Source organism: Vibrio cortegadensis (assembly GCF_024347395.1).
In the GTDB taxonomy this organism is placed as follows: Bacteria; Pseudomonadota; Gammaproteobacteria; order Enterobacterales; family Vibrionaceae; genus Vibrio; species Vibrio cortegadensis.
Genome location: NZ_AP025472.1, coordinates 661,481 through 678,215, shown reverse-complemented (window position 1 = coordinate 678,215; position 16,735 = coordinate 661,481). Strand labels below are relative to the sequence as shown.

General features: G+C 43.6%; 9 protein-coding genes. 5 read left to right on the top strand and 4 right to left on the bottom strand.

Annotated features, from left to right (window positions below):
- Nucleotides 1-51 precede the first annotated feature (51 nt).
- The 3 genes from recD to recC form a co-directional block, all read right to left on the bottom strand.
- Complete coding sequence (gene recD / locus OCV39_RS03170) at nt 52-2,250, bottom strand: exodeoxyribonuclease V subunit alpha (RefSeq protein ID WP_261888923.1); 2,199 nt, start codon at nt 2,248-2,250, stop codon at nt 52-54.
- Nucleotides 2,250-5,915, bottom strand: a complete 3,666-nt coding sequence (recB, locus tag OCV39_RS03165; RefSeq protein ID WP_261888921.1) for an exodeoxyribonuclease V subunit beta — start codon at nt 5,913-5,915, stop codon at nt 2,250-2,252. The genes recD and recB overlap by 1 nt, the downstream gene beginning before the upstream one ends.
- A gap of 378 nt (nt 5,916-6,293) precedes the next feature.
- Nucleotides 6,294-9,827: an exodeoxyribonuclease V subunit gamma gene (recC, locus tag OCV39_RS03160; protein WP_261888920.1), complete on the bottom strand. Its 3,534-nt coding sequence runs from the start codon at nt 9,825-9,827 to the stop codon at nt 6,294-6,296.
- Nucleotides 9,828-10,110: 283 nt separating this feature from the next.
- Here recC and OCV39_RS03155 point away from each other — a divergent pair, with 283 nt between their 5' ends.
- Complete coding sequence (locus OCV39_RS03155) at nt 10,111-11,928, top strand: DUF3413 domain-containing protein (protein WP_261888919.1); 1,818 nt, start codon at nt 10,111-10,113, stop codon at nt 11,926-11,928.
- Nucleotides 11,929-12,112: 184 nt separating this feature from the next.
- Here OCV39_RS03155 and OCV39_RS03150 read toward each other — a convergent pair whose 3' ends face one another.
- Nucleotides 12,113-13,084, bottom strand: coding sequence for a TDT family transporter (locus OCV39_RS03150; RefSeq protein WP_171755961.1), 972 nt, complete (start codon nt 13,082-13,084; stop codon nt 12,113-12,115).
- A gap of 228 nt (nt 13,085-13,312) precedes the next feature.
- On the opposite strand from OCV39_RS03150, the gene OCV39_RS03145 reads away from it, so the two are divergent.
- The 4 genes from OCV39_RS03145 (at nt 13,313) to dapD (ending at nt 16,675) form a co-directional block, all read left to right on the top strand.
- Nucleotides 13,313-14,221: a LysR substrate-binding domain-containing protein gene (locus OCV39_RS03145; RefSeq protein WP_261888917.1), complete on the top strand. Its 909-nt coding sequence runs from the start codon at nt 13,313-13,315 to the stop codon at nt 14,219-14,221.
- 132 nt (nt 14,222-14,353) lie between these two features.
- Nucleotides 14,354-14,650 carry a YebG family protein gene (locus tag OCV39_RS03140; RefSeq protein ID WP_017054050.1) on the top strand — a complete coding sequence of 99 codons (297 nt, stop codon included), beginning with the start codon at nt 14,354-14,356 and terminating at the stop codon, nt 14,648-14,650.
- A 125-nt stretch (nt 14,651-14,775) separates the two neighbouring features.
- Entirely contained in the window at nt 14,776-15,417 is a 642-nt protein-coding gene (locus OCV39_RS03135) for a MarC family protein (RefSeq protein ID WP_017054051.1), read from the top strand.
- A 226-nt stretch (nt 15,418-15,643) separates the two neighbouring features.
- A complete protein-coding gene (dapD, locus tag OCV39_RS03130) occupies nt 15,644-16,675 on the top strand; it encodes a 2,3,4,5-tetrahydropyridine-2,6-dicarboxylate N-succinyltransferase (protein WP_171755959.1) in 1,032 nt (343 codons plus the stop codon).
- Nucleotides 16,676-16,735: the final 60 nt, after the last annotated feature.

Below are 16,735 nucleotides of genomic sequence, written 5' to 3'. Positions count from 1 at the left end.
CATGGATGGTTATTAACACCGACTGACCTTCCCCTATCATCGACCAAAACACTAGCCTTTGACTTTCAGCCGCTGAACTAAACCACTCACTCGCTCTGTTTTTATTTTTATTCCACGCTTCAACACCGATAAATCTGCAAATAGCATGAGCTCTTTTTTTGCTCGCGTCACTCCGGTATAGATCAATTCTCGTGTAAGAATAGGGCTAAAATCCGGTGGCAGAATCATCACGGTAAGTTCAAATTCACTGCCTTGAGATTTATGGATGGTCATCGCATAAGCGGTTTCGTGTTCTGGTACTCGGCTTGGTAATACCGATTTCACACTGCCATCTGGAAGCTCAAAATACACTTTTAATCGAGGTTCTGATTCACTGTCATCCAGCATACAAATACCAATATCACCGTTATATAACCCAAGGCCGTGATCATTACGTGTCACCATGACGGGTCTACCCACATACCAAAGCTCATCGTTGGTCTGAATCAATCGCCTTGCCGCTAATCTTGTTTCAATCCTTTGATTCAAGCCTGTAACACCAAAATCACCCTCTCGGATAGCACACAACAGGCGGCATTGGCTAAATAGTGCCAACACAGCTAGAGCTTTCTGTTCCTGAGTCTCTCGCTTATCGGTTACCTCATCCACCTTATTATGACTAATTCGATCAAGATAATGACGATAGTTCGCGACTAACGTGGTAATCATTTGATTGTAGTTGTCAGCCGATAAGGGGTAGTGCTGAATATCATTGAATCCTTTGGTCAATACCGATTCTACTTGCTGTGCTTTTCCGGTATTAATCGCTTTCGCTAATTGACCAATACCTGAACGAGCATCGAAACGATAGCTTTTCTGTAACATGCATAGGCTGTCGCAAATAGGCGCATCAATGCTATTTTCGACTCTGCTGCTGGCTAATGTTTGATACCCCGTTAACTGAGCCAGAGATTTGCTTTGAGCTTGGCTAAAACCATAATCATTAAATGAGCAAATATCACCTAATACCGCCCCCGCTTCCACCGATGAGAGTTGATCTTTATCTCCAAGTAGAATCAAACGAGCATCTGAAGGAAGCGCATCGAGCAATTTGAACATCATAGGCAAATCGACCATAGAAGCTTCATCGACCACCAAGATATCGACGTGTAGGTGATTATGACGGTGATGACGAAACTCCGCACGATTTGGGATCGCCCCGAGTAATCGATGCAACGTGCTCGATTCTGTTGGGATGTGTTTTTTAACTAATGGGTCGAGTGGTAGTTCAGCCACCGCTTTACCGATAGATTCAGTAAGTCGAGCCGCTGCTTTGCCCGTCGGTGCAACCAACTTAATGGTGGGCATTAAACCACCGTCTTCCAACTGAGCCTGAGCTTGCTCAACCAGTGCCGCTAATAGTTTCGTTACCGTTGTGGTTTTGCCTGTACCGGGGCCACCAGAGATCACAGCAAAGCGCCTTGTTAACGCGACTGCTGCTGCAACTTTCTGCCAGTTGAGACAAAACGCTTCGGGAACAAGGCGTTCTAATTCATTAAGATGTTGAGTTTTTTGGGCCGATAAGAGTATTTGGTCTATAGCAGGCCAATCCAAATTTTCACTCGAAACGACATCCAGGTGATCGCACACTAATTGCTGTCTTAATACTTGAGTGCTCTTACCGTCGTTGCTCGCTTTCACCAGATCCTTATATAAAAAATGATAGCTACGAGCGAAAAGATGGCTAAGCGTTTTCGTCAGTTGACCCAATTGCACACCACTCAAATCGACAGGCTTACTCAGTTTCGATAAGGTTTCTGCCAAAAAAGATTCATAATTCCAGTAACGATGCAGGTATAAGCGTCCATCATCCAACATTAATGGAACGGCTTGCCCTTCCTTACCAACCACGGCAGATTGTTCTAGTAGAGCATTCCAATTAACGCTGAGCAGGGTTTGGTTAAGAGCCCTTGCCGTATCGCCATATAAGCCAAGCATTGAGGCAAAATCATTCATACCCCCTTGCTCAGAATTGAGCTGAATACAGATATGCCCTTTACCTAGCTCATGGCTAACGATCCCTGCAATAAAGCCTATTTCATCCGCATTGATTTCCACTTGAGAAGCGATAAAACGCGCAAACTGATAATCGATTTGGCGCAAGGTTCCCTTAACACTCAAAGCTTTGAGCACATCCAACAGCGAACTAACCTCACTGAAGAGTGGCAGGTGACTTTCACTTGGTTCAATAGAGTTGGTCTCTACAATCATTACAGTAATTCCATTTGACCTTGGTTCGTAGTCCGGCTTTCAATTGCCTGACCATCAATTAATTTATCCATTTCATCCAACAACTCGACACTTGGCTTCGCTGAAAAAATACCATTATCTGAATCACCATCAATGCCTCGCAAAAACAGGTAATACACGCCACCAAAATGTGTGTCATAGCGATAATCGGCAATGCGACTGCGTAAAAAACGATGTAGAGCAAGGGCATAAATTTGATACTGAAGATCGTAGCGGTGATCCGCCATTGCCGCTTTCAAGTTTTCACCATGATACACCTCAACATCATCGCCAAGATGGTTGGATTTCCAGTCCAATACGTAATATTTACCTTGGTGTTCAAACACTAAATCAATAAAGCCTTTCAACATACCTCTTACGGTTTGAAAACCCAGATCTCCCGCTTTAGCAGAAAGCGGATCATGACGCTGTATGACTCGATTCAATCCAGAAGACGTTAACACTTCAATAGGTAATAGGAACTCCATTTCAACCAAACGTTGAGCTGGGATTTTTTCATTTAATTTCATCTGCTTGCCGTCTAGCGGAGCGTTAAGCACAGTGTCCACCAGCGTTTGCAACACAGGAAGCCACTCCAACTCATACTGCTCACTTTCTAAGAGCTGTAGGATGACTTGTGTATTAGCATCTGACGTTGCGGGTTGAGTAAATTCAACCTCTTCAAATAAGGTATGCAGAAAAGTACCGGGCCTCGCACCTCGCGGAAAAGTGAAGATTGAACGCTGTGGTTCAAGCACTTCCAACTCATCCTGTTCATCGGCCGAGTCAATATCAAACCCCGCAGACTCAAGCGCGGTATCATGTAAATTAACGTCTTGAGTATCACCAAAAGAGCCATGAGATGCATGACTGCCTTGCTTAACCAAACCAGAATAACTGGTGATTCTCCACCCTCGATCAATAGGGTTATTAAGTTCACTAGCGATGAGATCTACGGCATCAACTTCTTGCGTCACATAAAGTGAATCATGAGCTTGTGGCAAAGCTTTTAAGCCAATGGCTGAATTTGCATGAGTTAGGGTTTCAACTCTCTTTGTTAGATCTGAAATGCCAAGCTCTTCACCATTTTGAATCAAGTAGCCCATGGCACTCAAATGGACACCGGTAGGCTCTTTCGTCGAGCGACCTTTTCTCAAGGGTGCCATTCCAATAAAACAGGCATAAACGGCACGAGTTAACGCAACGTAGATCAAGCGTAGATCTTCAGCTAAACGCTCTTTGTCTGCTTGAGCCAGAGCCGCTTTATTACCTGTTATATCTAAAATCGTTTTATCTGCTTGCTGATCATAATATTTACCTTCGCTTGCTTCTCGATAGCTACTCACGAAAGGTAAAAAGACTAAATCATACTCCAGTCCTTTTGATTTATGGATCGTCACGATTTGCACTAAATTACGTTCGGATTCTAAACGCTGAATGTCATCATCACTGCCACTGCTCAACCCATTAACCGCATCAGATACAGACTCGGCAAGCCAGCGAAGCAAACCATAATCACTATCCATCTCTTGGCTAGCTTGTTGCAATAGCTCCCCCATATGCATTAAGTCGGTCAGAGTTCGCTCACCATTTTCTTCTTCTAGTAGGCGCTCAGCGATATGACGCTTACTCATAACACTACGGAGCATAGGCAGAACGCCACGTTGAATCCATAGCTGACGGTATTCTCGGAATTCATTAATCGCATTTTCCCACACGACTTCATCGTTATTGAGTTCGTCTAACTTAGCGGCATCTAAAGCAAAGAGCTCAGACGCTAAACTCGCTCGTAGTGCTCTGTCATTTTCGGGGGTGAGTACCGCTTGCAGTAAACGCTGTACATCTTGCGCGATACCACTGACAAAAACGCTATCACGGTTAGAAAGGTAAACACTCGCAATGCCTTGTTTGGCTAAGGCATCTCGGATCAAGCGCCCTTCCGTTCCCGTTCTTACAAGCACCGCAATATTGCCAGCTTGTACTGGTTTTTGACCTTTCGACGTCACAAGGTATGCTTGTTCATGCTGCGCTGCGGTCAGAATCGTTTGGATCTGGCTTGCCGTCGCTTCACTCATCGCTTGGTGGTATTCACCTTTTGGCAAGGGCTTGTCTTCAGCTTCTTGGATCCAGTAACTCATCGCCTGCTGCTTTTCGCCGTTTAAATACCACGCTCTTTGATCGGCACCGGGACTTGCATTCACAGGTAAGAACGGAATATCTTGATCGTACATAAACGGGCTGCCAGAGGCTTGAAATACCTGATTAACAGCACTGACCATATCTGCACTGGATCGCCAGTTTGTACCCAGCGTGTAATGCTGCTTTACCTGATTTCTCGCTTTGATATAGGTAAAGATATCAGCACCACGGAAACCGTATATCGCTTGCTTAGGATCGCCGATCATAAACAGACCACATTCAGGGGTATCTAGGTAGATGCGGCTAAAAATACTGTATTGCAGAGGGTCGGTATCTTGGAATTCATCGATCATCGCAACGGGATATAAGCTGCGGATACGCTCCACCAGCAACTGTTGCTCGTCGCTATCAATCGCGGCTGACAACTGAGTCAATAAATCATCAAATGAGAGCAGTTGCTGCTTCTGCTTAGCCGCTGCCAACATATCTCGACAGTGCAAAATCGCATGAGCTAATAGAGGCGCTTTCAAATCAGCAGGGTTCGCCAAAAAGTGTTCAATAGCAGCAAATACCGCATGTTCAGGGGCATTACCTTTAGGGGTTTTCTCGATTAACGTATTTTGGGCAAATTTCTCAAGCTTATCTGGAATGGAATAGTCATTCGTTTCACTGTTCGCCCATACCGAAATGGCTTCTAACCAAGTTGGGAGTGATTTTTTTGTATAGCTACGTTTATTAATATCTGAGCCAGAAATTAGAGCAAGAAAATCCCCTTCTGACTCTCGCCACAAGGCTTTAAGTTGATCAATTTCTTCTAGATTTTGTTGATGTAAATCCGCAAGGTCTCCCGACATCGCGCTAACCGACAACTCTAATGGTACGCCCGTTAAGTAGTTACTCACATCACCAAGCAGTGCCGATGGTGAGCCCCAAATATTGCGCACTTCGCTGGCAAGATTCAGAGATAATGGATAGAACTGACGACGCCAATAATCGGCAACGACTTGTGCTTTCAGTTGGCTTTCATCAGTCACAAATTCATTGTTAAATCGACTGCCCGATTCAAATGCGTTTTGAGTCAGCATTCGTTGGCAAAAGCCGTGAATAGTAAACACGGCCGCTTCATCCATCTGCCTTTCAGCTTGGAGCAGTATCTTTGCCGCTTTAGGGTGATCGCTTATCGCAGCCAATAACGGTTTGATTACCGGATCATCACTTTGACTGCGTGAAAAGGCAATACGAGCATCGTGAATTCTCGCTCTGATACGATCACGAAGTTCAGCGGTCGCCGCCTCTGTAAAGGTCACCACGAGAATTTGATCAACCGTCAGTCGCTCAGAGTGACATGTCTCTTCCCCATCGACTAATTCACCATGTCCAAGCAGCAAACGAAGGTATAACCCTGCAATTGTAAAGGTTTTTCCTGTACCCGCAGAAGCTTCAATCAATCTTGCACCGTGTAAGGGAAAAGTCATTGTATCTAGGTTATTGGCGACTACTGTTGTCATTTCAACTGCCTTTTCGATCTGTTTTTAACAATATATTTGATACTGAAAATCAAATTCATCAACACCCAACATGAATTCACTGTGAGTCATCCCTTAGAAGTTCATATTGTTTTAAATTTCTACTACTGAATAAATAGCCGTGGGATCTCACTCACGGTATCTACGCAATAGCATAGTTAGTATCCGCACCTAATTTGTCGCATTACCCGTTAGAAGAGTCTTGATTCGTCATCACTCTGCTAATGAAAGCAACTCGAATAACAAACAATGGTCCCTCTGACCATGTGGCCGCACAGAAGACGCCCTACACTATAATGATTGACTGGCGGCCACTCTATTTTACGATGTCCATCCGTAAATTAAGCATGCGTCCTGACTTTACTCAATATCGCTGGCGTTTTTCGCCCAAAGCCTTGGCCCTTGCATCACTAAACTTGAGTACAAACGAGCTTGCAACGCGAGTTCGTCATCCCATTTTGGCCAAATTCTCGCAATGTAGCTATCTCGCCCTTCACCAGTAAAGGCGTAGCCATCATTAAACGTATCGGCCATCTTTTTCAGTGATTTTTCTTCATCATCCACCCAGTTTCCTCGGCTGAACCCAGCTTCAACGCCAGCCAAAGCCGTTTTAGGGAAATAAGGCAAAGGTTCGGTCATACCTTGATAAAACAGGCGCACCAACTCATTTAAAATATCGAGAGCCTCACTACGATCTTTCATCGGAGGATACATCATATGCACTACGCCTTCTTTGCGATCATAGCCAATGAGGTGCGTTGTTTTCGAGTGCCCCATTGCCGCGCAACTCAGGTGATCAATCCACGCGGAGAGATAATCTTGAGGACGAATTTTTCCACTTCGATATCGCACTAATCCTGATTGGTAATGCTTGGTCAACCAACCCGTTAGATGAACCGCATTCTCTTCACCGGTCTCTTTATTCGCAAGAGCATTGAGGGTGAGATCAATTTCAATATCATCAATAGGTTTACCGCAAATAAAGGCTAACTCTTCGACTAACTGTTCGGCCTGAACACGATTGGTTTCAAACTCAATATCCCCAAACGCACCAACAGGAAGCTTCCCTTGTGCTCTTTGTTGTTCAATAAAACCGTTCAGTGCAGCTTTCGGATCTTGATGAGTGTGCAGTTTCGCCGTCAATAACACATCCAACAACTGGTCACGAAGTTTAAAGCTGTCTAATCCATTTAAAACAAAGGGTTCATCATCTTCCATTACGGGTAAAGGCGCTTCAAACACCACTTTTAATCGGCGGTTGAAAAAATACTGAACAGGTAAACGCCAGAATTTTTGCAACTCAACCAAATCCAACTCAAGGGGATAAACCACATCCAATAAGTAGTCCCCGAGCTTGCGCTTGAAGTCATCACTTGATTGACCAAGGCGATTAACCGCAGGTAACCACTCTTTGGCGTAACTGCTCTGTTGCGAACGAATAGAAGATGAATGCTCAACCGCTGAGGATGCTTGCACGTCTGCCGACATGAAGGCATTCGGGCTAAATGGCACCATCGCGTGATGCTCAACCAATGCATTAAGCAGCTGCTGACCTGATTCATCACTGGCTAAACTTTCGCTACCTTGTAAACAATAATTCTGCTGACAATACTCAAGCAATTCAGACACCAGCACCGAAGGCACGCGCTCTGTATTATCTTGAATCGAACGGCCAACATAGCTGACATATAAACCTTGCTGCGCTGACAACATGGCTTCAAGGAAAAGGTAACGGTCATCATCTCGGCGTGAACGATCCCCTGCTCTCGCTTTGGCTGGCCCATTCATTAGATCAAAACCTTCTGGTGGCATTGAGCGCGGATATACGCCGTCATTCATGCCCAACAAACAGACGACTTTAAATGGGATAGAACGCATTGGCATCAAGGTACAAAAGTTAACTTGGCCAGCTAAGAAACGCTGACTCACTCGCGTTCCTGATAGCCTATTTTGCAAATACTGACTTAAGATACTCGGGGCGATATCAGCCTCGTATCCAGCATCACTAAGCTGCTCTTTTAGTTGAATTAAAGAGTCTCGAATAGACTTCAATACCACTTCGCCTTCTAGCTCAACCTGAAAAAAATCGTTCAGTAAACCGTTCAAGATCTCTCGCCACTCATCAATCGACTGAGTGTGATTCAACGCTTGGCGGTAGTGAGTAATAAGTTCGATGAAATGAGCTAATTTCCCCGCCAGTTCAGCGCCCATACCTTGCACTTCGTTATAGGCTGAAATGTTGCTATTAGGTGCGGAAAATAACCCAGCAGATTCTGGCATCGCATAACCCAATAGCATCCGTTGAATACCAAACAACCAAGTATTTTGCTCTGTCGCTGGAAGTTCAAATTCTGTGGCAGTATTGGCATCTGCCCCCCAACGAACCCCTGACTCTTCAACCCACTGCTTGGCTTGCTCAAACTGCTGTTCATTAAGGCCAAACTTCAGCATCATCGCAGGCGTTTCTAACAGCTCCAGCAGCTCTGAAGCCAAACAGCGAGTATTGGGTAAATTCACCAACTGCATGAATGCTGAAAGGATCGGGCTCTCTTGATCAGCACTTCTGTCTGAAATCGAATAAGATATATAACGTTCACCAGGAGCATTACCAAATACCGCTTGAATCGCGGGGCTATACGCGTTGATATCCGCCACCATCACAATAATATCGCGCGGTTTTAAGTTGGTATCAGCATCAAACATCGCCAACAACTGATCGTGTAATACCTCAACCTCTCGCATTGGACTGTGGCATGCATGAACCGTCAGCGAGGTATCATTGATATCTACTTGCTGCTTATGGAAGCTTGAATCTAAAATTTCATCGTTTTGATGCTGTTCTAAATTGAGGATGTCCGCTTGCAGTTGGTGCAGTAAATTATCGCGTTCGACACACATGAAAAAATCATTCTCATCACACTCAAGCTGAGAAAGCAGATAAAGGTTGTCACGACCAAGTTTTCCCATCGATGCCAGTAACTCATTTCCGACGGCGCTATTGGTATGCAGATCATCTTCAAGGTTATCTTCAATGGAACCTTTTAATAATGACGAGGTGGATTGGCGTTCTAAAAGATCATCTTGCAGTGAGAGACGATTCCAACTTCTCGATTCAATTCGAGCTAATGTTTTTCGGTCTCGAATATCGCCCCAATAATGCTGACAAGGGTTGGTAAACATGAGATGAACATCAATATGTTCGCCCAGCGCTTTCAACGCATCCATATAGCGTGGAGGCAAAGATGAAATACCAAACACAAAAAGGCGCTTCGGCAGATGACTGAGGTTATCTTTAGAGCGAGCCAACGCATCAATAAAATCTTGGTACAAATTACCACGGTGATATTTGGATTGGCCTTGCTCAAGGGTGTAATCGTATAACGCTTTCCACAACATCGGCTGCCAAGGATGAGTGCCTTCGAGTTCATCGACTACGAGGCCATTTTCCCAACTGGCGATCCATTCCGGTCGATAAACTAAATAGCCATCGAAAATATCGGCGATCTTTTCAGATAATTGATAAAGCTTAGATTTGTCGTCATCTTGCTCTAGATACTGCTTTAAGGGAGCAAAAGCCTCTTCGTCCAACATTGAAGGAAGGATATGCATGATTTTCCATGTCATGGCTTCTTTGTTAAAAGCACTTCGCTTTGGTACATCAGGAAGCACTTGGGTGAACATATCCCAAATAAAAGTAGCAGGAAGAGGAAAGTTGATATTCGCCGCCACACCAAACTCCTTGGCGAGTTCCATTTTCAACCACTGCGACATTCCCGGGCTTTGCACCAAGATTTGCTCTTGTTCAAATGGGTTATCTAGCGGTTCACTTTTCGCTAAATGGACTAACAGGATTTTTAGGCTATCTACTTTGTTGGAATGATAAACAGAAAACAAAATGCACTCACACTTTTCCGATGACGACGTTTTAAGAGATTATCATATCGCACCTCGATTCTAGAGAAATATCAGCCTACCCAACGGTAAAAAAAAGAGATGTCACCAGAAAGATTACAAGCCATTCAGTGAGATAGCCAAAGATGACGCTGGTACAGATCACCAGAGTGACAAACACTGACATACTGAGACATACAAATCTCTGATTGCATGATAAAAAACACTGTTTTATACTCCGTCGCTTTTTTACACTGCTGCCCTAATTTGATTTGGATTCGTATTTATGCTGAAAAGACTCTCTTATAATAACGCTTGGCTCATCGCGTTTTTCTCTTGTTTCAGTCTTTATCTTTCTATCGCCTGTTACCCGTATTTACTCACCGTCAATTCTCAGGAATATAGTTTCTTACAGGTATTTTATCTCGCAGCAACCCAAATCGGATGGTTAGGGCTTATCTGCTTTCCTCTATTGTTAACTACAATCGTCGCGAGTTTTTTACCCACAAAGAGTTTCAAATTTATCTGTGCCACCATAGCGATCATCATTCTAATCGCACTAAAAATCGATATTACGGTTTTTCAACACTATAAATTTCATATCAATGCATTACTGATCAAAATGTTTCTGGATTCTGGAAATGAAGTATTCAATGTTTCATGGCTGAGCGCGTTGATATTCATAGCCGAATTATTCGCTCTTACTATTGGGTTCGGCGTTACCTTATGGCTAAGTAATAAATTAGCTCGCAGTAAAGTGAAGTACGTGATGATTTCAGTGTGGTTCGCCCTACTACTCAGCAGCCAAGCGATTCATGCATGGAAAAACGCAACGTTCGATAATGAAGTAAGTCAATTCACCAGTAATTGGCCTCTTTACTACCCACTCACTGCCCGCTCATTTATTTATGAGCACGAGCTTGTCAGCGAAGAGTTTGCTCAACAAAAGCGGGTGGAGTTTAAATCTTGTGAAAAAACGGAATTACAATATCCATCAATGCCAGTTGAGATTCAGCAGAAAGAGAAACAACCAAACGTACTTTTCATATTGATTGATGCATGGCGATTTAATGACAGCAACGCTGAGATCATGCCGAACGTGAGCAAGTTCAAAATCAAGAGCAGTCAATTTAATCAACACATGAGCGGTGGGAATTCTACGCAAGCTGGTATATTCAGCCTGTTTTATAGTTTACCTGCGACCTATTGGAACACCTTTTACGCCAATCAAGTGTCGCCACTCTTTATGGATAAATTACAAGAATCAAATTACCGCATGGGGATTTTCGGCTCGGCGGCTTTAACCAGTCCGCCACTGTCGCGCACTGTCTTTAAGCAGGTAGACAATTTACGATTGCGCACACCGGGAACCACTCAAGTAGAACGCGATGCGAGGATCACCGAAGACTTTATAGCTTTCCAACAGCAGGAGAGTGAGCAACCTTACTTTGGATTTTTGTTCTACGACTCTGCGCATGGCACTGAATTTCCAGAGCCTGAAGGGGCTAAATTCAAGCCTTATCTTTCTCGAGTGGATCATATTCTTCTTGATAATGACTTTGATCCTGAGCCTTACCATAACCGCTATAAGAACTCTCTTTTCTATATTGATGGGTTAATTGGGAAAGTTCTCGAAAAGGTTGATCTAGACAATACCATCGTAGTGATCACCTCTGATCATGGCGAAGAGTTTAATGATAATAAACTGAACTACTGGGGGCATACTGGCAACTATAGTCAGGCTCAAATTCATGTGCCGTTATACGTCTATCAACCAAATAAAGTCGTAAAAGAGATCGATTATCGCACCACTCACTTCGATGTCGTTCCGACGTTAATGGATACGCTTTTTACTACTCAATCAGATGTGTCTGATTATAGTGTAGGGGCAAACTTGTTTGATGGTTCAACACCGCGCGATTGGTTTATCTCAGGCAGTTACTACAATTATGCGCTTGTTGGCAAAGAGACGATGCTTGTCGTCAACCCAGCAGGCAATTCAAGCCAACTTGATAATCAGTTGCAGCCAGAATCTGATAAAAAGATTCCTATTGATGCGATACAAAAGTCACTAGAAGACATGTCTCGCTTTTATAGAAAATAGTGTTTTAGAGCGTTGCTTCTAATAAGTAGTGTTTCTTAATAAGTCGTGGCTTTTAAAAGAGATCGGCACCTTTAGGTTTACAGTAGAAAACGCTATGTAGCCAAACAGAAACAAAAAAATAAGCTTGTTAGGTTTTATCATCTTAACAAGCTTATTCTTTCATCAAATAGATAGCCTAACGCTGTTATGAGAGCGCTACCGGTCTCATTTTATATGGCTGATAATAAGCAAAGTAACGAATCGCAACATACCCTACCACAGCCGTGGCAACACACAATTCAACTCCTGCTAACCACCACACCTGAGCCACGTACTCTTCATCAACACCAACACTTTGCATCCAGTTCGCAGTTTTAAACAGTGCCGTTGCTCCTATTACCATCGGGAATGTGAATGCCGCATACCCAGGGCTAAACGGTAATCTCAACAATTTAAAGAACGCGAGATAGATGATTGTTGTCATTAAAATCGCGATACCAAATAGAGTCGCGATCACAACCGGTGACGGGCTTGAAGTAACACTGAGATAACCTGCCAAAGATAAGCTGGCTGGCGCCGCGAGAATAGCAATCGTCGGTTTTGCTGCATCCGGAATTTCATGCGTAAACATTAAGCGATAGATCATAATTGGCAGCATCACGGCGTAAGCTACCATGCCAAACAGTAGTGTTATATCAGCAATAGGTTGTAGTGCTGGCGTGCCCGAAAAAGCCACATCGGCAACAATAATGCCGACAGGTGGTACAAACCAGCTTGGCACCATATGATGTAACTCGAAATTTTTTGCTCTGTGATACATAAAACTAGCCAAAAAGATGACATGCAATAGTACCGCAGCCAACCAAATGACATCACCAGCAATTGGATAAAAGTGGCCGACAGAGCTTGAAACAATCATAGTGCCCATCGCAAATGTCGGGACGACACTTCCAACAACCGGATGCGCTAAGTCTTGACGAAGTAAATGGCGATGCACTAAAAACTTAACCGCAAGAATGGCCAATAAAATCGACGCTATCACCGCACTCGTCCATTGTGCGTAGCCTCCGCAATCAACCATGTTTTCCCAACTCCACCCTAAACTTGCAATAGCCAGTGCGAGCCCAGCCATAGGAGTTGGCGCTCCCATCACTTTAAGTTTCATTCTATTTATCATTTCCGCCTCACTTTGGAGCTATTGGACAATCTGCAACAGCAGTAAACTCCGATGACGTCATCATACGCTTGCAATACGTTCTGATATATCTAATCATATTAAACAGGCGTTAAGATATACTTAACGAACTCGCATTATCCTAACAACGATCAATGTTTGCTTAGTTCACGTAAGCAATAAGTTGGCGTAAGTAATAAGTTGGCGCAAGTAATTAGATGGAGAGAGTAAATGGCTCATAATGTGTCACTCAAGCAACTAAACGTTTTTGTCACTGTTACTCAGCACTGTACTTTAACCTCCGCTTCCGAAGCGTTATTTCTCTCCAAAGCAGCCGTTAGCATGGCACTATCCGAGTTAGAGAAACAGCTGGGACATTCACTGTTTGACCGCGTTAATAACCGTTTAATTCTGAATCAAGAAGGTCAAAAACTCTTGCCGCTTGCCGATGAGCTATTACATCGGGCAAAAGGAATCGATGACCTTTTTGAAGACAATCAACCACTCAGTGGCAGTCTTAAAATTGGCGCCAGCGACACCATTGGTAACCAAGTTGCCCCTTTTCTTCTCAGTGGGTTTCGTCAACAGTACCAACATCTATCTCAAAGCTTGTTCATTTCAAATTCTGCGTTGATCTGCCAAAAGCTGATCGACTACGAACTCGATATTGCGCTAATTGAAGGGAAAACATTGAACCCTGAATTGATATCACGCCAATTTAGTCAGGATGAAATGTGCATTGTTGCCGCACCTAATCACCCATTAACTCATCACCCATTAGCCTCAAGTAGCCAGCCGATAGCACTGCATCAATTAGAGCAAAGTCATTGGATACTACGAGAACCGGGATCGGGCACTCGTGAGTTTTTCCTACGTACCGTTGCCCCTCGCTTAGAGAGTTGGCATGAAGCTTTTGAACTCAATACCACTGAAGCAATTATTAACTCCGTTTCAGCAGGGCTTGGGTTGGCTTGCTTATCTCGCTTGGCCGTCAATACCGCCATCAACGACGGACGTGTTGCCCTCATTGAAACGCCTCTCGATATGAAAAGACGCTTTTGGTTGTTAGTCCATAAGGAGAAATATCAGAGCCCGCTGCTAAAAGCCTTCATGCATTACTGCCAATCAATACAAAAGTAATGCTATAAATCAGGAGGTGATGTCGGTTCTCTAACCGTTCAACTCTCAAAACTCTGCCTTCAACTGGACATTTAAAACTTGAAACTGTATAAAAAGCCAGTAGAAATAGTTATCAATTATTGAGGAATAACCATGGCTGTAATCGTCAAGTACGTGGTCGAGCGCAACGGAGAAGAAAAGATGACTTTTACCTCTAAAGCTGAAGCTGACGCTTACGACAAAATGTTAGATATGGCAGATGAGCTTTTTACATTGATTAATGGTAGTGAGCTCATCGAAGATGAAGGTAAGCAAGAAGAGCTTGCGATGTACCTTGCGAAAAATAAAGAAGAAGTGCTTTATGCTTTAGGCGCAAAACGCAAGCCAACGCCTAAAAAACCAAAAGCGGTTGAAGCCGTGGCGGATGAAGCAGAAGACGACGCAGCATAAGTATTTAGCGTCTACTTTCGATTCAATATCAATTTTCAATAGCCAGCAATTTGCTGGCTATTTTTTATTCTCAATATCTTCTATGATGCTGATACATACCACGAATACTTGCTAATAGGAAAGAGATGAAAGAGCTAATTATCCACACCATTACGGTTTTCATGGGCTTTTTTGCCATAATGAACCCCATCGCCAATACTCCGATTTTTCTTGGTTTAACCAATGGTGAGAATCGTCAAACCGTTAAATCTATCGCTTTTCGTTCAGTGTTGATCGCCTTCATTATCATTTCTGTATTTACTATTTCAGGCCGTCTTATTTTCGATCTCTTTGGCATTACGCTATATGCACTGCGTATTACTGGCGGAATATTAGTGTTTTTGATCGGTTTTCACATGCTGCAAGGTGATTCCACTCACGGCAAAGCAAAAGAAAAGGTTCAATCAGATGCGCAAAATGATTCTGCGCTCAGTATTGCCGTGTCCCCATTAGCTATGCCCATTCTCGCCGGACCAGGAACCATCGCAACCGCGATGAACTTCGCAACAACTGGCGGCATTTACGAAATGGTGATTACCATCATCTCATTCGGGTTACTGTGTGCCTTAACCTATGTGCTCTTTGTTTTTGGAGAAAAATTTGTCAAAGCAATTGGACCAAGCGCATTGAATGTAGTCACTAGAATGATGGGGCTTATTTTGGCTGTTATTGGAATGCAGATGCTAATCGAAGGGATTGAACAAGCCTATAAAGCACTCGCAATTTAAACTGATTTTACGTCTATCACGCTAATTTCTTATAGACGACAGCTATCGCTATAAAGACAACACATATCTATTTACAGACTTTCTACCCGCGCCCTCTTTCATCTGAAGGGTGCTCTCTCTATGATGTTTATCAACAAATGATTTTAACGGTCCAAGCCTGCTCAGCATAGAAAGACAATAAAGCTTGGCCCACTGAAACAAATTCAAATATGGAGATTATTAAATAATGGCGACTTTTTCTCTTGCCTTCGGCACAGCAACTAAAAACCGTGATGGAAAGATCATTGAAGCATTTTTTCCTAGCCCACTCTTAAACCCAAGCGATGCGCTCGTTTCTGCTGTCGCTGAAGTGGTTGGTTACACTGAAGGCAACCAAGCCCTTGAAATTTCAGCGGCTCAAAGCGAAGCGCTTGTTGCTGTATTCACAGCAAACAATGACACTGCAAATGCTTCTTTCGCTCAAAAAGCGGCGCAATCAAACCAGCCATTAGTTGCCGTTATTCTCGCAACAGATGAGAAGCCTCAATCGGTCGCGGAAGGTTTCCTTAAACTACAACTTATCTCAAACCGTCTAGTGAAACCACATGGCACAGTATTAGATGGCATTTTTGGTTTGCTACATAACATTGCATGGACAAACCAAGGCCCTATCGATTTACCTGAGCTTGCAGAACGTCAAATTGATGCTCGTCTTGCAGGTGAAGCGTTAACGGTCGATTGCGTTGATAAATTCCCTAAAATGGTCGATTACGTTGTTCCAACAGGAATTCGTATCGCTGATACTTCCCGTGTTCGCCTTGGCGCACATGTGGGTGAAGGCACAACTGTAATGCATGAAGGCTTCATCAACTTCAATGCTGGTACTACAGGTGTGAGCATGGTTGAAGGTCGAATTTCTGCAGGTGTTGTGGTTGGAAATGGTTCTGATATCGGTGGCGGTGCATCAATCATGGGTACACTGTCTGGTGGCGGTACTATGGTGATCTCTATCGGCGAGAACTGTCTGTTAGGGGCAAATGCTGGCCTTGGTTTCCCTATGGGCGATCGTTGTACGGTAGAGTCAGGTCTATACGTTACTGCAGGAACAAAAGTTCGCATGCTAGATAACCAAGGCCAAGAAGTAGAAATTGCTAAGGCACGTGACCTTGCTGGTAAGACTGATCTTCTTTTCCGTCGTAACTCAATTACTGGTCAAATTGAGTGCTTAACCAATAAATCTGCGGTTGAGCTAAACAGCGAACTTCACAGTAATAACTAATTAATTCAGGCTGACGGTTCCAATTCCAAGCTTTGAGTTTCTCGCTACAGATAATAAAAA